This window comes from uncultured Peptoniphilus sp. (assembly GCF_946998875.1).
Taxonomy (GTDB): Bacteria; Bacillota; Clostridia; order Tissierellales; family Peptoniphilaceae; genus Peptoniphilus_A.
Genome location: NZ_CAMQAY010000005.1, coordinates 16663 through 39494 on the forward strand (window position 1 = coordinate 16663; position 22832 = coordinate 39494).

Below are 22832 nucleotides of genomic sequence, written 5' to 3' on the forward strand. Positions count from 1 at the left end.
AATATGATAATATATTAGAGGAGGTAGTTATGAATTCAAAATACAAAAACCCTTACAAAAAGAATTACAAATTAGAAATAATTGATAAAATAAATCGCGACGGCATTACTTATGGAAAGTTAGAAAATTCACCCTTCTTCACTGGCAGTGAAAATCTTTTAGCTGACGAAATAAAAATAAATGGAGAAGAACCAGTATTTTTATCTGGCAACAAAGACTATTTTAAAATTGATGAAAATAAAAATGAAATTGAAATAGAAATAAATTGGAAAAATAGACTTTTAATGATGCAGGAAAATCTTGGCAATGCCTTGGTGAGATATTTTTTATCAACAAATACAAATTCAGAAATTTTAAATTATAAGGTGGAAAAAAATTCATCCTACATTGACATTTACGCCAAGGATTTTAAATTTATGACTGTTAAAAATATTGAGTCTCTTGTAAATTATGCCATCTTTTCAAATTTATCCATTGAAAATTTTGAAGGCCACATAAAAATTGAAAGGCTGGCAGAAATTTCCTACCAGGGTCCTGCCCTAAAAAGGACTGGAGAAATTGGAATGGTCTTTATCTCTTCAGTTGATAAAATAAATTCTGCCATTAGGCTAACTCTTGTTTCAGGAGAAAATGCCTATAAGCTTGCCAGAAATTCTCTAAATCTTTTGGATAATATGAAGATGTACTTAAATAGCGACAGCATAGAAAGTGTATTTTCTGATGTAAAAAAGTTAAAAGCAAAAAATTTCCCTGACAGAGAAAAAATCCTTGTTAAAGAAAAAAATCTTCATGAAGAAAAACTTCCTAAAGAGGATAAAAAAGATGAAGCCCCCAAAAATTCTGAGTTAGAAAAAGTTAAGGAAAAAGAAAAGGCTAAAGAAAAAGAAATAATTTCTGATCCTGAAAAAGTCCTTGAAGAAGTAAAAAATTCTGAAATAAAAAATTCTTCTGACTTAGAAAAAGATTTTGTCACTGATAAAAATTTAAAAGATTCTGAAAAAAATAAAGAATCAGAAAAAGTTTCTCAGCCACAAAAAATTATTGAAAAGGCAAAAAAAGAAAAATACGATTCTAAATTCTTCCACGAAAAATATAAGCTTGAATCCTTTAAGGACTTGAATAAAAAAACTCAAGATAAAAAGGATGACGGTGAGAATAATATAGAAGCTCCTCAAAAAAATATTGAAATAAAAGATGATAAGACAAGTAAAAATAATCTTAGCCCAATTAAGACTAAGGACTCCCAAGAAAAATCACCCCTCTTTTATCAAGCTGTGGATTCCTTTAAGCGTTTTTCCACAGAATTCTCTGGCATAAATTACATTTACAAGGTTCTTGAAGATGTAAATTTAAAGGAGCTTCGTGAAATATCAAATTATATCCTAAAAGAAGACAACTTCATCCAAATTTATGGACTTAAAAATGGCAAGAGGTCAAAAATAATCTTGCTTCGCTCCATGAATTTAAACTTTGACTTAAAGAAGATTTATAAAAAATTGCAGGACCACTTCGACTTCACAGGCACAGGCAATATGTACACCTTGGACTTGGAGTGTAGAGAAGAAGACCTTACAAGAATTATGGAAAGCTTTTTAATTGAAATAAGAAGAGATGCAAAATAAAATTTTATAAAATCAAAAAAATTGGCTGCTAGATAAAACTAGCAGCCTTATTTTAATAATATTTTTCATTGATATAGTGATCTATTATAGATGTCTTCATTTTACTTTCAAAAATATTTTCTTCTTTTAAAATTCTTAAAAGCCAAGGCGCCTTTGAGTGAAAGATAGCCTCTTTCTTGTCCTCTAGGACAATTTCATAGAGTTCATTTCTAAGTGCCTTTGACTGACACTTAATGTAATAAGCCTTAGTGTTTCTAAAATCTTGTATTCTTAAAATATTTAAGACAGATCTGTCTTTTAGTTCGTAATATTTGTTTGTTAAATTTAAATAATAGTTGTAGTACTTTGAATGTTTTTTTGTATTCCTAACATCTTTTGAAAGTGCTCTATAGTACTTTGCCATTACATTGTAGTATTGGTAGTTGTACATTCCCTTTTCGTAGGAATCCACCTTGATGTAAGGTCTGGCATTTCTCATTTGAAAATAGTCGAAATTTTTTTGCAAAAATTCTCTCTTGGAGAGGTCGCCATTTGTGTATTGCATTATGAGAAAAGACCTATGCTCAAAAAAATCTTCAAAGAGTCCCTTCTTTTTCTTAAGTTCCACAAAACACCATTAAATCACACTTAGAATTATTGGAACTACCATTGCAATAACAAGTAGTATGGCAATAATTCTTACCATTGTTCTTCTATCCACTTATAACACCTTATTTTCCAGTTACTTCTAGACAGTGATCTTTTAGAGATTCAGGCATATCTTCCTTTAGATAATCAACATTAATGTAAATTTCCTTATTGTCTGCATCAGGAATTTTTGCAACCTTGTTGTATAGATGTTCTAAGTCTTCAATATTAAGTGTCAATACTTTGTAAATTCCGTCAACATAAATCTTGTGCAAGTCATAATCCATTGCAAGAAGTCCACAGATAAATCCGTAGAAACTTTCAATAGAGTTTAGTCTGTATTCAGTTGCATTAATAAGTCTTACATTGTAGTCTAAACTAAAGATGTGATCGTCATCAACTTCTACGAAAGCAATATTTCCATCGCCCTTTTTCATGTCGTCATTTGCGTTGTCGATTAACCATCTTGTCTTTCCAGAGCCTTTGCTCCCTAAAATATACTTTATCATAGTATTTCTCCTTTCACTAGATCACCTTGAGTGTATCCATTTTCATGCATAACTCCTATAATATCGTCTCTAATTTTCCACCAGGAAGTATTCCAATTGCAAAAAAGAGAATTTTCATAAGGTGCTCTTCCTATTATTCTTTCCACTATTATATCATCTTTAAGATTTCTTAAAAAGAGTATAACTTTTTCCTTGTAGTCATCTAAAGAAATTGTTTCAATTTCTCCTCTTTCATACATCTTTCCAAGAACAGTATCTTTTAAGATGTAAAGGGCGTGAATCTTAACTTCATCGATATGAAGAACATTTAAAATTTTCGCACACTCAACAATGTCTAAATCGTCATCCCAAGGAAGTCCAATAATAATGTGAGTGCATACATTTAAATTTCTCCTCTTTAGCTCTAAGGCTGCCTCGATAAATTCAGAAAGACCATGTCCTCTATTTAATTTTTTCAGGCTGTGATAATTTGGCGTCTGAAGACCAATTTCAACTGTCACAAAATAATTTTTGTTTAACTCTTCCAAGTAGTCTAAATGCCTCTTTGGAAGGTAGTCTGGTCTTGTGGATATGCTTATGCCAACTACACCATCTATAAGGGACTCTTCTATTACTCTCTTGAAGTCCTCAAAGGGCATGTAGGTGTTGGTAAAATTTTGAAAGTAGGCAATATATTTGTTGGCCTTGTATTTATTTTTTATCAGCTCTTTATTTTTTAAGAGTTGCTCTCTTACGCTTCCAAAATTATTTTCGAAAGAGCCACCTTCTTCGCCGCAAAAAATACAGCCGCCTACTCCACAAGTTCCATCTCTATTGGGACAAGTTAAATCAAGTTTGACGGGCAGTTTGTAGACTTTTTCGCCAAACTTTTCCCTGAGAAAATCAGAATATTTTCTATAAACCATTTAGAAAATTATTCTTCTTCCTCGTCGTCAAAAATTTCTTCAAAAGTCTTTGAAACTTTTTCAAATTCTTCTTCTGATTCAATGACATCAAGTTCTACTTCGTCATCGTCAACTTCATTGTACTTGTAAATAAATACATCTTCGCCATCTTCTTCATCTTCAGGAAGAAGTGCAATGTAGTCATTTCCTTCACATTCAAAGATTCCAAGTACTATGCACACCATTTCACTGTCATCATCAAGTGTAAGTGTAATAGTTTCATAGCCTTCTTCTTCGTGATCGTGTTCACAACCGCAATCACAGTTTTCGTCGTGTTCATGTAATTTTTTTTCTTCGTTACTCATAATATCCTCCAAATTTTATTTTAAATTTTCTAGTATCTTTATTAAGAAATCAAACACTCTTTCAGTTGATGAAATAGAAAGGTGCTCGCCAGGTGCGTGAACTCCCTTCATGTTTGGTCCAATTGAAAGCATATCGATATCGCCAATTGTTTCCACAAAGATTCCACATTCAAGACCTGCGTGAATTGCTTCAAGTTTAAATTCTTTGCCGCTTACTTCCTTGTAAGCCTTCTTTGCAACTTCTCTAAGTGGTGAATGTTCCTTGTATTCCCAAGCAGGGTATTTTGTAATAATTTCAATATCTGCGCCAAAATTTTCTGCTGCAATTTTATTTACAAGTCCAATATATTCCTTAGAAGACTGAACAGAAGACCTGATGTTAGAAATTATATTTACTGAATCTTCTTTATTTTCAATTACTCCAAGATTTACAGAAGTTTCAACTAAGCCCTCAATGTTTTTACTCATGACAATTACACCATTAGGTAGAACATTTATTAGACCAAGAATTTTATTTTTAAGCTCATCAGTAAAGGCCTTATCGCATTTTTCCTTAGACTTTTCAAAATTTAGTCTAACATCAGGGTCAACTTTTCCAAGTTCTGTGACAAAGTGAGAGTTTAATTCTACGATTACATCTTGAATTTTTTTGATGTCCTCATCCTTTACTGCCACAAGAGCCCTTGCATATCTTGGTATGGCATTAGGTTTTGCTCCGCCTTCTATTTCAACTAGGTCGCCATCAACTTTTTCAAAAATTCTATAAAGACTTCTGCCTAGAATTTTTACTGCATTGCCTAGACCAACTTGAATTTCTTGACCAGAGTGTCCACCCTTTAGTCCATTTACAATTATTTCATAAATATTTTTAAATTTATCTAATTCTTTGTATTCTTTTTGTAATTTTATGAGGTCTCTTTCTGCACCAGCGCAGGAAATACATCCAACGCCTTCAGTTTCAGAGTCAATGTTTAATAGTCTTTTTGAAGTAACCATTCCCTTTTCAAGGTTAGCTGCTCCCGTCATTCCACTTTCTTCGTTGACAGTGAAAAGCGCTTCAATCTTTGGATGCTTGTAGTCATCTGATTCTAAAAGAGCAAGAGTCATGGCAACAGCTATGCCATTATCTGCCCCAAGAGTTGTCTCGCGAGCTATGATAAAGTCGCCATCTATTTCATACTTTATGGCATCCTTAGAAAAATCAATAGTACATTCAGGAGTTTTTTCGCAAACCATGTCCATGTGACCTTGCAAAATTATGCTGTCCACATCTTCATAGCCTTTTGTCGCTTCTTTAATAATGACAATGTTTCCTATTTTGTCAGTTTTATATTCCAAACTGTGTTCTTTGGCAAAGCTAATTAAATAAGCTCTAATTTTTTCTTCTTCAAAGGAACATCTTGGAATTTTTGTCAATTTATCAAAATAATAAAAAATTCTGTTCTCTAATAAGGTATTTATATCTTTCATTTAAACCTCCTACTTACATTATACATGAGTAGAAAAAATATTTATAGCTTAAAAAGTATAATTATCTTCAAATATTTTAATGATTTTTTCCAAGCTTCTGGCATCACTTTTTTCAATTTCACAAAGGACGGAATTAAATTTAGATAGGGACTCCTTTAAAAGAAAATCAATGGATGGACTTTTTTTATATTCATCAATTACCTTAGATAAGAATGTATTTTCTATCTCATCTTGCTCTTCCTTTGAAAGATTTTTCTCTTCAAAAAGTTTTGTCAAAGAGGTCATGTACTCGTATCTCACAAAAATTATAAATTCTGTAAAAATTTCTCCATAGGATTCTTGTGTAATTAGTCTAATAATTTTAAATAAAATATTCCAGTCTAAGTCATTGTTAATAACTCTAGCCAAGACTTCTGTAGCACCCTTGGAGAAGGAATCATAATATTTAGGCTCCTTTTCACAGACAATGTACTCTTCTATGTTTAAGTCCTTACCTGTAACAGAATTTATCTTATTTATTAAATCTATAAAATTTTCTCCATAGCTTAAATCTTTATTTTTTGAAGATTTCATAAAGAGAAAGTCTACGACAACATCAGTAATGGTCTTAATATTAATAAAAAGTCCAAGCTCATCGTGAATCTTTCTCGTAAAGACATCGTGAAGAATTTTTGAAAGTAGAGTCTTTAGCTGACTTTCTGCTGAAATTATTTCTGAAGCATCTTGTTTTTTTACATGGTCGTATAAAATCATAAGTTGCTTATCTATCATCTTCAAGTTGTCATTAATTGAGTTCATTATTTCTCTAAAAAATCCCTCTGTTATTATGTAATTATAATTTTTGTAGAGAAGCTTGTGGTCAATTTCTCCCCAAAAGACATTTACAAAGGATTTAATTTGCAGTTCAAAACAATAGATAAAAGAGCCAGTGTCGTATTCGCCGTCAAGTTTATACATTGTGAAACCATTTGCAAGAGGTTGAGGCTGAGGGTCATCTAGCTTTAGCCTAATCTTTTTATTTTTGTTAGACTTGTAGTAACCTCTGTCAGCTTTAATAGTAAAGTCCTCTATGATTTTTTTATATAGAGCTTCTTCATCTTTTATAAAACGACATTCTACTCTAATACCAACTAGGTCTTGAATATATTTAAAGCCACGAACAGGATCAGGAAACCTCATGAAAAAATTTCTTCTAATTAATTTTTCACGAAGAGATTCCTGAGTCTTTATTCTCGTGGTAATATTTGTTAGTCTGTCGTCATCTAAAAATAAGTCGGAAAAATACTTTTTAAGCTCTTTATTAACTCCTGCAAGTTCAATTTTATGATAATCAAAAAGATCTAGTACATCGTCGATGTAATTAAAAAGCTCAAGTTTCATGTTCCACCTAGATATTCATCTTCACTTGGTATTTTTCTTTAAGTTCAGTAATTTTTTCGTTGTAAAGAGCTTGTTCCTTTTGTCTTCTAACTTGTGCAGCAATTTTGTCCTTCACTTCATCAAATTCAAGATCTCTGCCTTCATTTTTTTCATTGATTTTAATAATGTGGTAGCCAAATTGAGTCTTAACAGGTTCAGTAACTGTGCCAACTTCATTATTAAAGACAGCATCTTCAAATTCCTTTACCATTTGTCCCCTAGTGAAAGTTCCAAGGTCGCCGCCCTTTTCCTTTGATGGACAAGTAGAAAATTCTCTTGCAAGAGCTTCAAAGTCTTCCCCATTTTTAATTTTTTCGTAAATTTCCTTAGCCTTGTCTTCTTCAGCAACTAAGATGTGAGAAGCATTGGCACTTTCATTTTCCTTAAAGACTTCTTTGTTGTCTTCGTAGAATTTTTTGATTTCATCGTCACTTACAGTAACTGTAGCAAGAAGTTTTCCAAGAGCGTAAGTCTTTAGCATGCTTTCCTTAGTCTTTTCCAAAACTTGTGTAAAGTCATCCTCCTTGTCCATGCCCTTTTCTATTGCATCTTCGTATAAAAGTGCTTGGTAGACAAGTTCATTTACTACATCTTTATTCATTTCTTCGCCACCAAAATATTGTTTAAGTTGTGGGTTTAGGGAGTCTAAAAATAAATTGTAGTCCACTCCTGTAATTTTCTTGCCATTTACCTCAGCTAAAAGTTTATCTTTATCCATTATTACCTCCGTAATTAATTTATCTCAAATTATATGTTTTCTATAAGTAATGTTACCATTTGAAAAAACTTTTTTCAACTAATAGGCTTTCAAATTGCCCAGCCTTTGTGAGACAAAAATCTAAATAAAATATAAGTTTTTTGTAAAAAATATTTTATAAATCCTTCCTAAATCCTCAGAACTTCTTTAAAAGTTTACTTTAAATATGCCTTATGTTAAAATCAACTGAAGAGATAAAAATAATTTAAGCGCCTGAGCCCAAGTGGCTGACGAGGGATAGAGTTATCGAAAATCGGCGGATGCTCTAAAGGTTTCACAGCCTAAACATTTTACAAAAAATAAAAGCAATTTTATAACAAAATAAATGTAGTGAATCTCTAATAAATTTGGAGGTAGAAATATGTGCGGAATAGTTGGATATATTGGAAAAAATAATGCAACGAAATTAGTGCTAGAAGGTCTTAAAAAATTAGAATACAGGGGTTATGACTCTGCTGGACTTTCTATGATAAGAGATAATAAGCTTGTGACTTTTAAAAAGAAGGGTCGCATAAAAGTTTTGGAAGATTCCTTTGACCAAAATGAATTTTCTTCAAATATTTGCATTGGTCACACTAGATGGGCAACACATGGGGAGCCCAATGAAATAAATGCTCACCCTCACCTATCAACTGATGAAAAAATTTCTGTAGTTCACAATGGAATTATAGAAAATTACTTAGAACTTAGAAATGATTTGACAAAAAATGGCTACAAGTTCCTTTCACAAACAGATACAGAAGTCATACCAAATGTTATTTCTGACAATTACAGGGGCGACATCCTTGAAGCTGTCTTTAAGTCAACAGAAATTTTAAGGGGAGCCTACAGCCTTGGTATAATAGATGAAAATGAACCCAACAGGCTCATTGCTGTGAGAAATTCTTCCCCTCTACTTTTTGCAATCTGCGAAGATGGATACTTTGTGGCAAGTGATATTACTTCTGTCATTGAACACACAAATAAGATTATCTATCTTGAAGATGGCGATGTAGTTGACATGAGAGATGGCTCTTACACAATTTATGACAAAAACCACAAGGAAATAAAAAGAGAAATTACTGAAGTTGAAATTTCTGCAGCTGATGCATCGAAGGAAGGTTACGACCACTTCCTAATTAAGGAAATTCACGAACAACCTCGCCTACTACGCGAAGTTATTTCAATTAAACACAAGGATTACAAGATAAATCTTCCAGCTGAAGGAAGTCTTTCCCTTGATGAACTAAAAAAGATCAATAAAATTTATGTGACAGCTTGTGGAACTGCCTTTCACGCAGGAGAAGCTGGCAAGTTTGCCATAGAAAATCTTGCAAAAATTCCTGTTATTTCAGAAATTGCATCTGAATTTAGGTACAAGAATATGTTTGTAGACGACAAGTCTCTGGTAATTTTTGTTTCACAATCAGGAGAAACTGCTGACACCCTAGCAGCTCTTAGAGAAGCAAAGGCTCTTGGTGCAAAAACTCTTGCCATTACAAATGTAGTTGGCTCATCAATTTCAAGAGAAGCCGACAAGGTTGTCTATTGCTATGCCGGTCCCGAAATCTCTGTGGCATCAACTAAGGCTTACACAACACAAGTCATTTCACTTTACTTCTTGGCTATGGACATTGCCCTAAAGCTAAATAAAATCACTGAAAATGAAGTAAAAGAAATAATCGAAAACATGGAAAAACTTCCAGGACAAATCGAAGAAATTTTAAAACACAAGGACCAATTCCAAGACATTGCTGAATTAATTAAGGATGCAAAATCAATTTTCTACACTGGAAGAAGTCTTGACTATATAACTGCCAAAGAAGGAGCCCTAAAGCTAAAGGAAATTTCTTATATTCACACAGAATCCTTCCCTTCTGGCGAATTAAAACACGGTTCTATTGCCCTTATAGAAGAAGGCACACCAGTTATATCTGTTGCAACGCAAAGTTCAATTTTAGAAAAAACTATTTCTAATAACCAAGAGCTCATAGCAAGAGGAGCAACAGTAATTTCTATTGCAGAAGAAAAAAATGAATTTGTGAGAGATTCATCTGATGTCATGATTGAAATACCAGACACAATAGATTTACTCACACCCCTTCTTGCAGTAATACCTGAACAGTTAATTGCCTACTACACTTCAGTCCTACTAGGAAATGATGTAGATAAACCAAGAAACTTGGCAAAATCAGTTACAGTTGAATAAAGAAAAGAGCTGCCACGTGCAGCTTTTTTTAGTTTTCATAAAGACTTTTCGGGTATATAATATTTAATGGAGTTGAATTTTATGAATGAGTATATATACCTACTTATATCCATAGTGGCGCTTTACTTTTCCTATTTGTTTACCCTTATAGAAAATGCCTATCTCGCCCTTGGACCTGTAAAAATGTCAAAGCTTGAAGACTTGGAAGTAAAAAATCTGACACTTATAAAAAAACTTGTGAAAAAGGAAAATATTTACTCTTCCACACTAATCCTAGATTATTTTTCCAATTCCCTTGCTGTCATCTTTATGTCACTTTTTTTCTTTTATAAATGGAATCATATAGGAATAATTCTTGGAATAATAATTTCCACAATTATAGTTATAATTTTTGGACAAAGCCTTCCAAGAAATTTAGGCAAAAATAATTATGAAGGCATTGTGCCTAAGTACGCAAAGTTTTTAAATTTTTTAATTATTTTTATGCGTCCCCTTTCCATGCTAATTACCTTTTTGTCTCAAAGCATAATTAAAATAATTATTAAGGACAAAACTTTCAAGGAGCCAATTATTACAGAAGAAGACTTAATTGATGTAATGGACCTTGGCATGGAAGAAGGAATTATAAATAAAAACGAGTCTATGATGATTCAAAATGTAATTGGCTTTAAAGACAATTTTGCCAAGGACATAATGACACCAAGGACTGACATTGTGGCAATTGACATTGATGATTCCTATGAAGACATTATCGAAAAAATATCAGAATTTTCTTATTCACGGATGCCAGTCTATGAAGACAACCTAGACAACATCATTGGCATACTAAATGTAAAAGAAATTTTTCACATGGATAGGACTAAACCCCTTTCTGAAAATAAATCTTATTTCAAAAAGCCCTTCTTCACTTATGAGTACAAACCTACGGGAACACTTTTTTCCGAAATGCGACAAAATAAATTATCCGTCGCCATAGTTACAGACGAGTACGGCGGCACTGAAGGTATGATTACCTTTGAAGACATAATTGAAAAAATCGTTGGACAAATTTCTGACGAGTACGACACAGAAGAAGACGAGGACATAATAAATATTGGTCCTGGAAAATATTTAATCGATGCCTCAGTTAACATTGACGAAATAAATCAAAAATTTGGAACAGAACTTGAGTGCCAAGAATTTGATTCCCTTGGTGGTTTTATAATCGAAAATATTGACAGATTTCCAAAATTAAATGAAGTCTTAAATATCGCTGGCTTAAAATTTACCATAGCAAAGAAGACAAAAAATAGAATCGAAAAAATAATTCTCGAGTTTCCAAAAGATAAATAAAAAAATAAGAGATTCCAGTAAAAAGGAATCTCTTTTCTTTTCTCATTTTATAAATTTTTAATCAACATTCTTGAAGTTCAACGACTCTCATTTTAGAATTTTTCCAGCTTGCATTGTCGCCAAGCCTTTCCACTATATTTATAAGTAACTCGTCATCTTCCAACTCTTCTGTCAGTGGTTTAACTCTTGCATCTAAGTCGTGGGCAATAAAATCAACTTCTGAGCCAAGGTCAACACTTACAATAACTCTACTTTTTAAATGTCTGAGCTCTTCTAGGTCTTCAACCTTTACATACTTTCCATTTTTTCTAGTGTAGAAAAAAATATCTTGTCCATATTTTTCTCTGTAATACATCATGTAAGTCTCACAAGAAAATTGAAAACTTCCAAGTGGACTAATGTCAAAAATTACTTTTTTCATTACCTCACCTTGGAAGTATTATATCACAATTATAAAGTTTTATATACAATTTAGGGACTTTTGTAAATTTTTAATCAAATATGACGTACTATTGAAGAAATAACTTCCTCTCTTTTCATTTGATTCTTTGGATTAAAATTTTTCTTTTCATCTAAATTTAAGAATCCGGAGCTAAGAGCCTTATAAACAGAGTCCTTTGCGTAATCAGAAATCTTTTTGCCGTCCTTAATTTTTATATTTTTGCCCTTTTCTAGCTTAAATAAATTTGAAATTACAACAGCATAATCTTCTCTTGTAATATTTTCTTTTGGAGCAAACTTATCCTTGCCTTTTCCACTCATTATACCAAGGTCACATGCCATGTTAACATACTTATTGTCAGTGTCCTTAAAATGTTTAATTGAGCCTTGAGCACTTCTCTTGTACTTAATTTCGTATGCCTTAACTGTAATTTCTGCAAATTCTTCACGAGTGATTTTTTCTCTAGTGTTTGCTGCAAGATCCTTTGAGAATAGTTTTAAGCTTTCTGCCTTCATTAAATCCTTGTAAGCCCAGTTGCTGTAATTTCTAAAAATTGGCGCCTTGCCAAGATGTAATTCATCTGTAAAATTTGACTTGCCATCCTTTTTTGCAAATCTAAGTCTAAAGGCATAGCCAGTGGATGGTCCCACAAGTGAGTCAAGTTCTGTTTGCGAAATTGAAATATATTTTTTATTATTTTTTACAAAGACATTTTTTGTTATATTTGCTTTTGCATCATTGCCTTCGCTTTTTACTTCAATTTCAACTGCATCCCCATCCTTGGCATTTTTTATTTCAAAGTTGTAAGTTTCACTTTCCTTTACTGCACTGACACTAAGTGGCATGGCTACTTCTTTAGCTGCAAAAACGCTAAAGGGCATTGCAAGTAAAATTATCATCAATATAAATATTTTTTTCATTTTTTCACCTCGAAGTCTTATAATATCAAAAACTTCCGCGAAAATCCTTAAAAATTAAGATTTGTAATAATTTTGTAATCTTTTTGATAACAGGCTAAAGTAAACTAAAGTCCCAATTCTTTCATTAAATTTCTTTTATCTTGTAAAAGTTTTTCTTCTTCCCTTATTCTTTCATCCATTTCTCTTGCAACTTCAAGCTTGACATCTTCTTTGAGACTTTTGTCGGCAAAGGGATACACTGTTTCATTTTCCTTCTTTGCGTGATTTCTCAAAAGTTCCACATAAGCCATGGCATTTGTCAAGATGTGAAGTTTAGGAAGATCTTCCTTAGATTTTTCAAATAAATTTAAATTATTTTCAAGCTCCATAACATAACCCCTTGCCATTTGATGTTCAACGAGCATGCCGCCACGCACAACTTTTTCTGCCACAGGTCCAAGATTTTCAAGCATTGCCGCAAATAAAATGTCCTCTTCCTTTTTGTGGTGAAGACCGTCGGCATACTTTCTTATAAAATCTATGGCCCTTTTAAAAAATTCTGTGTCCACCTTTCCTCTTAAGATTTCCAAGCATTTTTCTTCCATTTTGTCGCAAAATCTTAAAATTTCTTCGTGTTCTTCTTCCAAATAAGAAATAGTATTTTTTAAAGTATCCATTTAATCACTTCCTAATTACATAATTTTCATCTATTTTTTGGTATTTTAAACTAGTGGAGCTTAAACTTCCAAGAATAAGGCTGTCCCTAAGCATCCAATAAATATGAGGCTCTACATAATTTTCCCAAATATTTTTATGCACATCAGATGCAAGTGTAAAGACAAATTCATCCTCAACATTTTTTAAAATAGCAAGAGCATGGTCGCAGGGCATTCCGTCTAAAAATTTTGAAGTAATAAAAGAAAATACTTCCATTGGAGTGTCTCCTGCCTTATAATTTTTTCCTATTTCAAAAAATTTATTTTTTAATTTTTCTAAGTCAAAGTCCCTTAATAGAAATGAAACCACTTTTGCCAGTCTATTTTCGCTTCTTATTACTCTCTCATTGAGCCAGCCGTGAATATTACTTTCATCAATTATATCTTCTAGATTTCCTCTTTCAAGTGGAAATTCTTTATCTATTTCTTTTTTTAATTCAAGACTTTTTTCTTCATCTAACAATTCCATCAACTTATCTAAAATTTCTTCTTGAAATAATATTTTATCATACATAATATAGTGAATGCGTCCCAAAAATAAACTCATCTTATCCCTCTTTTCTCCTAAAATAATATCATCTTTTATAAAAAAATAATGTGACAATTGTCACATTTGTAAAATATTTCTTTAACTTATTGATAATAAAAAAGAGAAGCAAAGAGCTTCTCCTTATCTTTTAACTATTTTAAAAATTATCCTCTTAACTCTTGTCTATTTTCGTTAAGCATTTTAATAATTTCTGATAAGTTAACTTGTGTGTTTTCAAGAAGTTCGTCAGCGTAATCTCTAGCGCCTTCTCTAATTTGAGTAGATTCTTCCTTGGCAGATTTTAAAATTTCCATAGATCTTTCTTCAGCTTCTCTCACAAGTTCATTTTCGTCAATAATTTTTTCTGCGTGAGCTCTTGCTGCTGCAATAATTTTGTCAGCTTCGTCATGGGCTCCATTAATTATGTCGTCCTTGTCCTTTGCAATTCTTTGTGCTTCAGAAACTTCTCCTGGAATTTGCATTTTTACTTCGTTAACAATTTCCAAAAATTCTTCTCTGTCTACCATTACCTTATTTGTAAGTGGTATTTGTGATGATGTTTCAACAAGATCTTCCAATTCTTCAACTAAATCAATTAAATTCATATCTTCCTCCTAAGTAATTTTTTCTTCATAGCTTCTCCTACAACAGGAGGCACGAATAAATCTGTATCTCCGTCAAAGGTTGAAACCTCTTTTGCAAGTGTTGAGCTCACAAATAAATTTTCATTTGATGCCAACAAAAAGACAGTTTCAACGCCGTCTTTGTAATGCATATTTGCCATGGCAAGTGTATATTCATTAAAATAATCAGAGGCTGATCTAAGTCCTCTTACTATTACTTTACAATTTTTTTTCTTTGCGTAATCAACTAAAAGCCCGTCAAAGGAATCTATTTCTATTCCTTCCATGCCATCTAAAACTTTGTGAAGGAGTTCTTTTCTCTCTCCCACTGTAAATAATTCTTTTTTGGAAGTGTTGTCTAATACTGCCACAATTACTTCTCCAAAAATGTCCTTCGCTCTCTTAATAATGTCTAAATGTCCATTAGTCACCGGGTCGAAGCTACCCGCATATATTGCTTTCATCTACATCCCATCCGCATATGGAAATGGAAGTATTTCCATATTTTTTATTTTTTATTTCTTTAAAACCTTCGCCAATTAATAGTGGCACATCTGTATTATACTCCACAATTAATTTTCCATCAGGCTTTAATAATTTATTTTCTCTAATTAGTTTAAAGGCTCTTTTATAAAGGTCTCGCCTATCAAAGGGTGGATCCATGTAAATGTAATCGAATTTCACATCTAAATTTCTTAGGGCCTTGTTTAAATGATCTTCAATAAGAACTGCTTCATCTAAAAATTTTGCCTTGTCTAAATTGTACTTCACGCAGTCCATGGCTTCCTTTGACTTGTCAACAAAGTAAGCTTTCTTTGCCCCTCTTGATATAAATTCAATTCCATTTGCACCGCTGCCACAGAATAAATCTAGGACAAGGTCGTCAAAAAAATTTTGACCTAAAACGTTAAAAACAGATTCCTTTACCCTATCTTCTGTAGGTCTTGTATCAAGACCCTTGGGTGCTTTTAATTTGAGTCCTCGTCTATTTCCTGAAATAATTCTCATAAAGCCTCCAAATTAGTTTTATTTTACCATAAGTCAAGAAATAATTAAAGATATTAGTTCAAATCAGAATAAAAGTCACTTATTTCTCTATTTAAATAAAAATATTTTTTACTCTCTAAGTTTGGGTCAACTTCCAAGATTTCTTTCACATCATCTGCTGCATATTTTAAAATTGTTTCATCTCTAAAGGGGTCTGCAAGTCTAAGGTTTGGCATGCCTGATTGCCTTGTGCCCAAGATATCTCCAAAGCCGCGAAGTTCCAAGTCCTTGTTGGCAATGTAAAATCCGTCATTGGAATCTATCATAATTTTCATTCTCTCCCAAGAAATTTCACTCTTGGAAAGATTGTAAAGTATGCAGTAAGACTGATGAGTGCCTCTTCCAACTCTACCCCTAAGTTGGTGAAGGGTTGAAAGTCCAAAGCGCTCTGCATTATAAATCATAATGACACTGGCGTTAGGCACATTTACCCCAACTTCCACAACAGTTGTTGATACGAGTAAATTTATTTTGTTGTCGGCAAAGTCATTCATTATTTTATTTTTTTCCTCTGCCTTCATCTTTCCATGAAGAAGTCCTACCCTAAATCCTGTAAAATATTTACTCAAATCTTCATAAACTTTTTCCACAGCCTGCAAATTTTCATAGTCTTCATTTTCTTCAATTAAAGAGCAAATTACATAGGCTTGCCTTCCCTTTTCTAGTTCAGATTTAATAAAGGCAAGGGACTTTTCCAACATATTTTCATTTATAGCAATTGTCTTAATTGGCTTTCTGCCCTTTGGCATGGTCTTTATTACAGATATATCTAAGTCTGCATAGAGAACAAGACTTAAACTTCTTGGAATTGGCGTGGCAGACATTACAAGTGTAGCTGCGTCCACATTTTTATTTTGCAGCATGTTTCTTTGGACAACACCAAAGCGGTGTTGCTCGTCAATTACATTTACTCCAAGCCTATGAAAGACTACATTTTCTTCGATTAGGGCGTGAGTTCCTATAAGTATGTCAATAGATCCCATCTCCAGGTTATCTAGGATATCTCTCTTTGCACTTTTTGTAGTTGAGCCAATAAGTAAGGCGACCTTTACTCCAAGAGGCTCTAAAAGCTCTACAAAGGACTCAAAATGTTGCTTGGCTAGAATTTCTGTTGGCGCCATTATAGATGATTGGTAGCCATTTAAGTAGGCAAGATACATTATAATTATGGCAATAATTGTCTTGCCGCTTCCAACATCACCTTGGATGAGCCTATTTATTGCCTTGCCCTTTTTCATGTCATCAAAGATTTCATCTGTGACCTTTTCTTGACCCTCTGTAAGTTTAAAGGGAAGCTTATTTATAAAATCGTAAATTTCATCTTTTATTTCAAATTTTATGGCATCTCGCCTTTGGTTTTGAAATTTATTTTTTAGAATTGAAAGTTCAAATAAAAATAATTCTTCATAAATTAATCTCTGGCGAGCCCCTATGTAATTTTTTCGGGACTTTGGATAGTGAATGGCTCTTATGGCATCATTTTTTCCTATAAAAGAATATTTTTCTAAAATTTCCTCTGGCAGGTTTTCTTCAAAAAGATTTAAATCCATAACTTGGTTAATTAAATTTTCAAAGACAAAATTATTTAAACCCTCCGTTAAATTATAAATTGGAGAAATTTTCCCTAGCTTTTTTAATTTATGTATATCTTCGATTTCTGGACTAGATAGGCTGACCCTCCCCCTGAAAAAATCTGCCTTGCCATAGACTAGATATTCTCCGCCAATTTTTATGAGAGAGTTTAAGTAAAAGGCATTGAAAAAAGAAAGCTCCACTTCTCCACTTTCATCTTCTGCCAGAAAACTTGTGAGAGTAAGACCCCTTCTTATTCTCCTATTTTGAAGTTTTGATAGGATCCTCACCTTGAAGGCATTTTTTTCTCCAATCTTTGCCTGGGAAATCTTTACAATTTTTGAGCTATCTTCATACCTTCTTGGATAGTACAAGAGTAGGTCCTTAACTGAATATATTCCAAGCTTGTGAAAGAGCTTTTCCCTCTTTGGTCCAATTCCCTTTAAATTATTTATAGAATCACTTAACTTAAGCATTTTCTCACCTATTATAAAAGCCCAAAGAAAAACTTCGGGCTCATAAAAATTCTAATTATTCTAATGAAAGGATGTAATAATAAATTGGTTGATCTCCCTCTATTACATCTATGTCAATGTCTGGATATTTTTCTTCAATAGCCTGGCAAGCTTCTTCAGCATCTTCCGCTTTCACATCTTCTCCATAGAAAAGTGTTACAAGAGAAATGTCCTCGTCCATAAGCTTATCCACTGTTTCTGTGACAACATCAAATACAGTCTTGCCGCTTGAGATTATTTCCTTAGCTGCAATACCTATGATGTCATCCTTGTGAATTTCTTTTCCGCCAATAGTAGTGTCTCTTACAGCATAAGTTACTGATGCGTCAATAACATTTCCTATGGCTTCTATCATATTTTCCTTATTTTCATCTTTATCTAATTCACCATTAAAGGCAAGCATAGCTGCAATACCTTGTGGCACAGACTTTGATGGAATTACAATAACATCCCTATCAGAAATGTCTCTTGCTTGTTCTGCTGATAAAATTATGTTGCTGTTATTAGGAATTAGGTAGATGACTTTTCCGCCAACCTTGTCTATGCCCTTTAAGAAGTCTTCTGTTGATGGATTCATAGTTTGTCCACCAGCTACAACATAATCTACACCAAGGGATTTGAAGGTTTCAGTCATTCCATCGCCCATGGAAACAGTTATAAAGGAATAATCCTTTTCTTCAATTTTTTCTTCCTCTTCTTCCTTCTTTTTGGCTTCAAGAACTTCACTGTCGTCAAATAGAACTTCCCTATGTTGGTATCTCATGTTGTCGATTTTAATATCTTGAAGAAGGCCAAGCTCACAAGCGTGTTGCAAAACAATTCCTGGGTCATTAGTGTGAACGTGAACTTTAATTATATGACTTCCGCCACCACCAACTACAAGTAGACAGTCTCCAAGAGGAGCAATTTTTTCTCTAAAAGAATCAATGTCTTCGTAATCAGTATTTATAATAAATTCAGTACAATAGCCATATTTAAGAGATTTGTCAGCTTCAGTAAATTGAATTTCCTTTTGTGCCTTTTTCTTTAAAGTTTCATCATCTGATTGATCAGCTATGTCTTCACCCTTTAAAACTTTAAGAGCACCTTCAAGTAATACAACAAGACCCTTGCCACCAGCGTCAACAACATTAGCTTCCTTTAAAACTTCAAGAAGATTTGGCGTATTGTCAAGTGACTTATTAGCTTCAACAATTACATCTTCCAAAAATTTTATTGGGTCTTCAGCCTTTTTGTAATGTCTTATAGCAAATTCTGCAGTTTCTCTACCAACTGTAAGAATAGTTCCTTCAATTGGCTTCATAACAGCCTTATAAGTTGTCTCACTTGCCTTTTTAAAAGCATGAGCAAGTTCAGCAGTGCCAGCTTCATCTATACCTTCTAAACCTTCTGAGAAACCTCTCAAAAGTTGAGAAAGAATTACACCACTGTTACCTCTAGCTCCCATAAGGGCACCACGAGCTGCAGCAGCAGAAACATCTGCCACTGAAAAATCACCTTCTAAACTATCAATTTGTTTTAAGGCAGATTTTGATGTAAGGCTCATATTTGTACCTGTATCTCCATCGGGAACTGGGAACACATTTAGGGCGTTAACCTCTTCCTTTCTGGATATTAGATAATTTACAGCACCCTTAAAAATTTCTTTTAATTTGGCGCCATTAATTTTTTTTATTTCCAAAATCTTACCTCCACTATTTAAGTCTAATACCTTCTACCAGAACTTCTATATTATCAACTTCAAGTCCTGTCAAATTTTCTATATTAAACTTAACTCTTTCTATAATATTTTCACCCACTGTAGAAATTTTTACTCCATATTCAAGAACAACATGAAGTTCAATAGAAATTTCATTTTCTTCAGTGTTTACAACAATTCCCTTTGATAGATTTTCAAATCTCAAAAGTTCAAAAATTCCATCTGCGGCATTTTTTGATGCCATTCCAACAATTCCGTAGGATTCCATTGCTGAAATTCCTGCTATATTAGCAAGTACGCTATCTTCTATCACAATATTTCCAAGTTCTCTATTTATAATTGCCGGCATGAGGGCACCTCCTTATCTCATCTATTATAACAAATTTTACAAAAGATTACGAGATTTTGAAAAATTCCTTTGTAAAAAAAGTGAAATTAGTGTAAAATAAGAACATATTGAAAAAATTATTTGCACTTAGCAGCATTTTTTGATAAAATACTTGTTGCTTAATGACTAAAGGAGGTGCGTTATGGCTAAAAGATGTGAAATTTGTGGAAAAGAAAAAACATTTGGAAATAAAATATCTTTCTCTCATTCTCGTTCTAACAGAAGCTGGTCTCCTAACATTAGAAGAGTTAAGGCTGTAGTTAATGGAGCAAACAAAAGAATCAATGTATGCACTAGATGTTTAAGATCTGGTAAAGTAGAAAGAGCTATCTAATTAAGGGTCTTAAAAAGATCCTTTTTTTGTGGTCCTTTACATAGTCTCTTGCCCCTTGCAAGAGATTTTTTATTTTTAATAAAATTCATGAAAAAAGTTCCCTAAGTGACAGGGAACTTTTTCTCTTTTCTAAATTTTCTAATTTAATTTTTCTAAAATAATTTTTCTTATGTCCTTAATTAAATATAGGGATCCGCACCACAAAATCATGTCGCCCTCACCTGCAAGAGAGAGAGTTTTTTCCACTGCTTCTTTTCTATTTTTTATTGGGTAAATTTCTTTTTTTGAAAATTTTCTAAATTCAGCTTCAAGCTCTTTTAAATCTGTGTGTCTATCACTATCAATTTCTGTCAAGACAATTTTATCTGCTATGTTTTCTATTTTTTTAAGTATATGGCCGTGGTCCTTGTCCTTTAAGAGGCTAAATCCCAAAATAAGTTTCTTGTACTTAAATTTTTTAACGCTCTCTTCAATTCTTTCTATGGAATCTAAGTTGTGAGAGCCGTCAATAAGGATTAAGGGGTCTTTAGATAGGCACTCAGTCCTTCCAATATTTTTTGCCTTTTTTAATCCCACTTTTATTTTTTCTTCGTCAAGCCCATAGTCCTTCTTTAAAAAATCAAGAACCATGAGGGCGAGGGATGCGTTAAGTGCTTGGTGGTCGCCAATTAAAGAAATTTCCACATTCTTATGATTTCTAAAATTAAAAACATTTCCCTCTTCATTAGAGCTTAAAATTTCAACTTCATCTTGGCTAAATTCATAAAAATCTGAATTTTTTTCACTGCTAAGTTTTTTTAGTTCATTTCTTGCCTCCTCATCTTGAGGGTAAGAGAATACTTGGGAGTTTTCCTTTATAATGCCGCCCTTTTCATGGGCAATCTTTCCTATAGTGTCTCCCAAAATATTTGCGTGGTCAAGAGAAATATGACAAAATACTGGAATTGACTTTTCCATTACATTTGTGGCGTCAACTCTTCCACCCATTCCAACTTCCATTACTGCAAAATCAAGATTATTCCTTGCAAAATAAATGTAAGCAATAGAAGTTAAAATTTCAAAACCACTTACAAAAATTTTTTTCTCGTCAAGTTCTTCTACCTTTTCTCTAACTTCTGTTGCAAGATTTGCAAATTCTTCTTCTGAAATTTCTTCATTATTTATTTCAATTTCTTCGCGAATATTTGTGATGTAAGGCGAAGTAAATTTACCAACTTTATAATTATTTTCCCTTAAGGCATTTTCTATAAAGCTTGCCACAGAGCCCTTGCCATTAGTTCCCGTAATGTGAATGATTTTTAATTTATCTTGTGGCTTATGGAAAATTTTTAATAGGTCTTTAATATTAAAAAGAGTAAATTCTCCTAGAGGTATATTTCTATTTTCAAGCCAAGATACTGCTTCTTTATAATTCATATAATCACCTTAATTGAAATAGTACCAAAATTTTTAACTCTATTCAACATTTTAGTGTACCAAAATATGAGTAATTGTGATAAAATGAAAAAAATAATTAAATGGAGGTAAAAAGATGAACAAAGAAATTCGCGCCAAAGATTTATTTGTAATCGGGTTTGCGCTTTTTGCAATGTTTTTTGGTGCAGGAAATCTAATTTTTCCACCATACTTAGGTTTGATATCGGGCAGTCAATGGTGGGTAGGCTTTTTAGGATTTACAATTACAGACGCTGGTCTTGGACTTCTGGCAATAATAGTTCTTTCTAAATACGATGGCAATTTAAATGTATTGGCATCAAGAGTTAATAAAGTTTTTGCAATTATAATTTCTACGGCTATTATTTTATGTATTGGACCTTTCCTAGCAACTCCAAGAACAGCTGCTACTACTTATGAAATTGGAATCGTACCAATTTTTGGAGAATCCTTTAACAGATATCTATTCTCTATAATTTTCTTTGTAATTGTATGTCTTTTGACTATAAGACCAAATAAAGTTGTAGATATTGTGGGAAAATTTTTGACACCTACACTTATAATTTGTATTGCAATTTTAATTGTAAAGGGCATTGCAAGTCCAATAGGTCAAGTTCAAGATACTACTATGATAGAAAATGTCTTGGAAAAGGGAATAAAAGACGGCTACCAAACTATGGATGCCATTGCTGGTTGTATGTTTGCCCTAGTTGTAATTAATGCCGTAAGGGGAATGAACTATTCCAGTGAAAAAGTTGAAATAAAGGCAACTATTGTATCTGGTATAATTGCAGCTCTTTGCCTTGCCTTTATATATGGCGGTCTTGTTTATATTGGTGCACAAACTTCAAGTCTTGGCACTTACAATGTTGACACAGATAATACTGTCCTACTTGTAGAAATTACTAATAGAATTTTAGGTGGCGTTGGCGTTTACATCTTGTCAATTATAACTGCCCTAGCATGTCTAACAACTGCCATTGGTTTAATTTCAGCTGCAGGTAATTTCTTTAGTGACCTTAGCAAGGGGAAAGTTTCCTATTCACTTGTTGTTGTCATCTGTTCAGTAGTTTCTTGCCTAATATCTATGCTTGGCGTTGGAGAAATCATAAAAATTTCTGCACCTATACTTGAAACACTTTATCCTTGTGCAATGACAATTGTAATTTTAGGAATCTTTAACGAAAAAATAAAAGATGATATTGTCTTTAAGATACCATCAATTGTTTCACTTGTATTTGGATTTTTATTTGTCCTTCAAGAGAAAGAACTTCTTGGAAACTTTGGCGAAACTTTAAAAGCTTTACCACTTTCTAAGTTTGGACTTGGCTGGGTTGTGCCAATGATCCTTGGACTTGTTCTTGCAATGATAATTTCAAGCACAAGAAAGGCAAAAACAGCTTAATAATTTAAAAATTTACAAAAAAAGAAACTCTTCTTACTTTCACAGTAAAAAGAGTT

The 22832-nt window shown here is 32.8% G+C and carries 23 protein-coding genes; 5 read left to right on the forward strand and 18 right to left on the reverse strand.

Going from position 1 to position 22832, the window contains the following annotated elements:
• Positions 1-29: 29 nt before the first annotated feature.
• Positions 30-1622, forward strand: coding sequence for an alanyl-tRNS synthetase (locus Q0U74_RS03175; protein WP_297392656.1), 1593 nt, complete (start codon positions 30-32; stop codon positions 1620-1622).
• Positions 1623-1674: 52 nt separating this feature from the next.
• Here the strand turns inward: Q0U74_RS03175 and Q0U74_RS03180 are convergent, their stop codons facing one another.
• The 7 genes from Q0U74_RS03180 to Q0U74_RS03210 form a co-directional block, all read right to left on the reverse strand.
• Positions 1675-2229 (reverse strand): DUF6648 family protein, encoded by a 555-nt coding sequence (locus tag Q0U74_RS03180; protein WP_297392657.1) that lies wholly within the window; start codon positions 2227-2229, stop codon positions 1675-1677.
• 103 nt (positions 2230-2332) lie between these two features.
• On the reverse strand, positions 2333-2758 hold the full coding sequence (locus Q0U74_RS03185; RefSeq protein WP_297392658.1) for a hypothetical protein: 426 nt from the start codon (positions 2756-2758) through the stop codon (positions 2333-2335).
• A complete protein-coding gene (locus tag Q0U74_RS03190; RefSeq protein ID WP_297392659.1) occupies positions 2755-3663 on the reverse strand; it encodes a TIGR01212 family radical SAM protein in 909 nt (302 codons plus the stop codon). Before Q0U74_RS03190 ends, Q0U74_RS03185 begins: the two co-directional genes overlap by 4 nt.
• An 8-nt stretch (positions 3664-3671) precedes the next feature.
• Positions 3672-4007, reverse strand: a complete 336-nt coding sequence (locus Q0U74_RS03195; RefSeq protein ID WP_297392660.1) for a DUF1292 domain-containing protein — start codon at positions 4005-4007, stop codon at positions 3672-3674.
• 15 nt (positions 4008-4022) lie between these two features.
• A complete protein-coding gene (locus Q0U74_RS03200) occupies positions 4023-5477 on the reverse strand; it encodes an aminoacyl-histidine dipeptidase (RefSeq protein WP_297392661.1) in 1455 nt (484 codons plus the stop codon).
• Positions 5478-5525: 48 nt separating this feature from the next.
• Entirely contained in the window at positions 5526-6857 is a 1332-nt protein-coding gene (locus Q0U74_RS03205; RefSeq protein ID WP_297392662.1) for a GTP pyrophosphokinase family protein, read from the reverse strand.
• A 7-nt stretch (positions 6858-6864) separates the two neighbouring features.
• A complete protein-coding gene (locus tag Q0U74_RS03210) occupies positions 6865-7614 on the reverse strand; it encodes a peptidylprolyl isomerase (RefSeq protein WP_297392663.1) in 750 nt (249 codons plus the stop codon).
• A 400-nt stretch (positions 7615-8014) separates the two neighbouring features.
• Here Q0U74_RS03210 and glmS point away from each other — a divergent pair, with 400 nt between their 5' ends.
• Positions 8015-9841: a glutamine--fructose-6-phosphate transaminase (isomerizing) gene (gene glmS, locus Q0U74_RS03215; protein ID WP_297392664.1), complete on the forward strand. Its 1827-nt coding sequence runs from the start codon at positions 8015-8017 to the stop codon at positions 9839-9841.
• Positions 9842-9922: 81 nt separating this feature from the next.
• Positions 9923-11173, forward strand: coding sequence for a hemolysin family protein (locus tag Q0U74_RS03220; protein ID WP_297392665.1), 1251 nt, complete (start codon positions 9923-9925; stop codon positions 11171-11173).
• Positions 11174-11234: 61 nt separating this feature from the next.
• On the opposite strand, the gene Q0U74_RS03225 is transcribed toward Q0U74_RS03220, so the two are convergent.
• The 10 genes from Q0U74_RS03225 to Q0U74_RS03270 all read right to left on the reverse strand — a co-directional run bounded on the left by Q0U74_RS03225 (position 11235) and on the right by Q0U74_RS03270 (position 19564).
• Complete coding sequence (locus Q0U74_RS03225; protein ID WP_297392666.1) at positions 11235-11594, reverse strand: hypothetical protein; 360 nt, start codon at positions 11592-11594, stop codon at positions 11235-11237.
• Positions 11595-11668: 74 nt separating this feature from the next.
• Positions 11669-12535: an S-layer homology domain-containing protein gene (locus Q0U74_RS03230; protein ID WP_297392667.1), complete on the reverse strand. Its 867-nt coding sequence runs from the start codon at positions 12533-12535 to the stop codon at positions 11669-11671.
• A gap of 104 nt (positions 12536-12639) precedes the next feature.
• Positions 12640-13191 (reverse strand): hemerythrin domain-containing protein, encoded by a 552-nt coding sequence (locus Q0U74_RS03235; RefSeq protein WP_297392668.1) that lies wholly within the window; start codon positions 13189-13191, stop codon positions 12640-12642.
• 4 nt (positions 13192-13195) lie between these two features.
• Complete coding sequence (locus Q0U74_RS03240) at positions 13196-13777, reverse strand: hypothetical protein (RefSeq protein ID WP_297392669.1); 582 nt, start codon at positions 13775-13777, stop codon at positions 13196-13198.
• Between the two features lie 146 nt (positions 13778-13923).
• Complete coding sequence (locus tag Q0U74_RS03245) at positions 13924-14364, reverse strand: ATPase (RefSeq protein WP_288166851.1); 441 nt, start codon at positions 14362-14364, stop codon at positions 13924-13926.
• A complete protein-coding gene (gene coaD, locus Q0U74_RS03250) occupies positions 14361-14846 on the reverse strand; it encodes a pantetheine-phosphate adenylyltransferase (RefSeq protein WP_297392670.1) in 486 nt (161 codons plus the stop codon). Before coaD ends, Q0U74_RS03245 begins: the two co-directional genes overlap by 4 nt.
• Positions 14824-15390 carry a 16S rRNA (guanine(966)-N(2))-methyltransferase RsmD gene (gene rsmD / locus Q0U74_RS03255; RefSeq protein WP_297392671.1) on the reverse strand — a complete coding sequence of 189 codons (567 nt, stop codon included), beginning with the start codon at positions 15388-15390 and terminating at the stop codon, positions 14824-14826. The genes coaD and rsmD overlap by 23 nt, the downstream gene beginning before the upstream one ends.
• A gap of 53 nt (positions 15391-15443) precedes the next feature.
• Entirely contained in the window at positions 15444-17477 is a 2034-nt protein-coding gene (gene recG / locus Q0U74_RS03260; RefSeq protein ID WP_297392672.1) for an ATP-dependent DNA helicase RecG, read from the reverse strand.
• 55 nt (positions 17478-17532) lie between these two features.
• The gene (locus tag Q0U74_RS03265; RefSeq protein WP_297392673.1) at positions 17533-19197 is read right to left on the reverse strand and encodes a DAK2 domain-containing protein; all 1665 of its coding nucleotides are present in this window, start codon (positions 19195-19197) and stop codon (positions 17533-17535) included.
• 13 nt (positions 19198-19210) lie between these two features.
• A complete protein-coding gene (locus tag Q0U74_RS03270; RefSeq protein ID WP_019106948.1) occupies positions 19211-19564 on the reverse strand; it encodes an Asp23/Gls24 family envelope stress response protein in 354 nt (117 codons plus the stop codon).
• A gap of 181 nt (positions 19565-19745) precedes the next feature.
• Here Q0U74_RS03270 and rpmB point away from each other — a divergent pair, with 181 nt between their 5' ends.
• Positions 19746-19937, forward strand: coding sequence for a 50S ribosomal protein L28 (rpmB, locus tag Q0U74_RS03275; RefSeq protein ID WP_297392674.1), 192 nt, complete (start codon positions 19746-19748; stop codon positions 19935-19937).
• 138 nt (positions 19938-20075) lie between these two features.
• Here rpmB and Q0U74_RS03280 read toward each other — a convergent pair whose 3' ends face one another.
• Positions 20076-21353 carry a folylpolyglutamate synthase/dihydrofolate synthase family protein gene (locus Q0U74_RS03280; RefSeq protein ID WP_297392675.1) on the reverse strand — a complete coding sequence of 426 codons (1278 nt, stop codon included), beginning with the start codon at positions 21351-21353 and terminating at the stop codon, positions 20076-20078.
• Positions 21354-21468: 115 nt separating this feature from the next.
• Between Q0U74_RS03280 and brnQ the strand changes: the two genes are divergently transcribed.
• Positions 21469-22776: a branched-chain amino acid transport system II carrier protein gene (gene brnQ / locus Q0U74_RS03285; RefSeq protein ID WP_297392676.1), complete on the forward strand. Its 1308-nt coding sequence runs from the start codon at positions 21469-21471 to the stop codon at positions 22774-22776.
• Positions 22777-22832 lie beyond the last annotated feature (56 nt).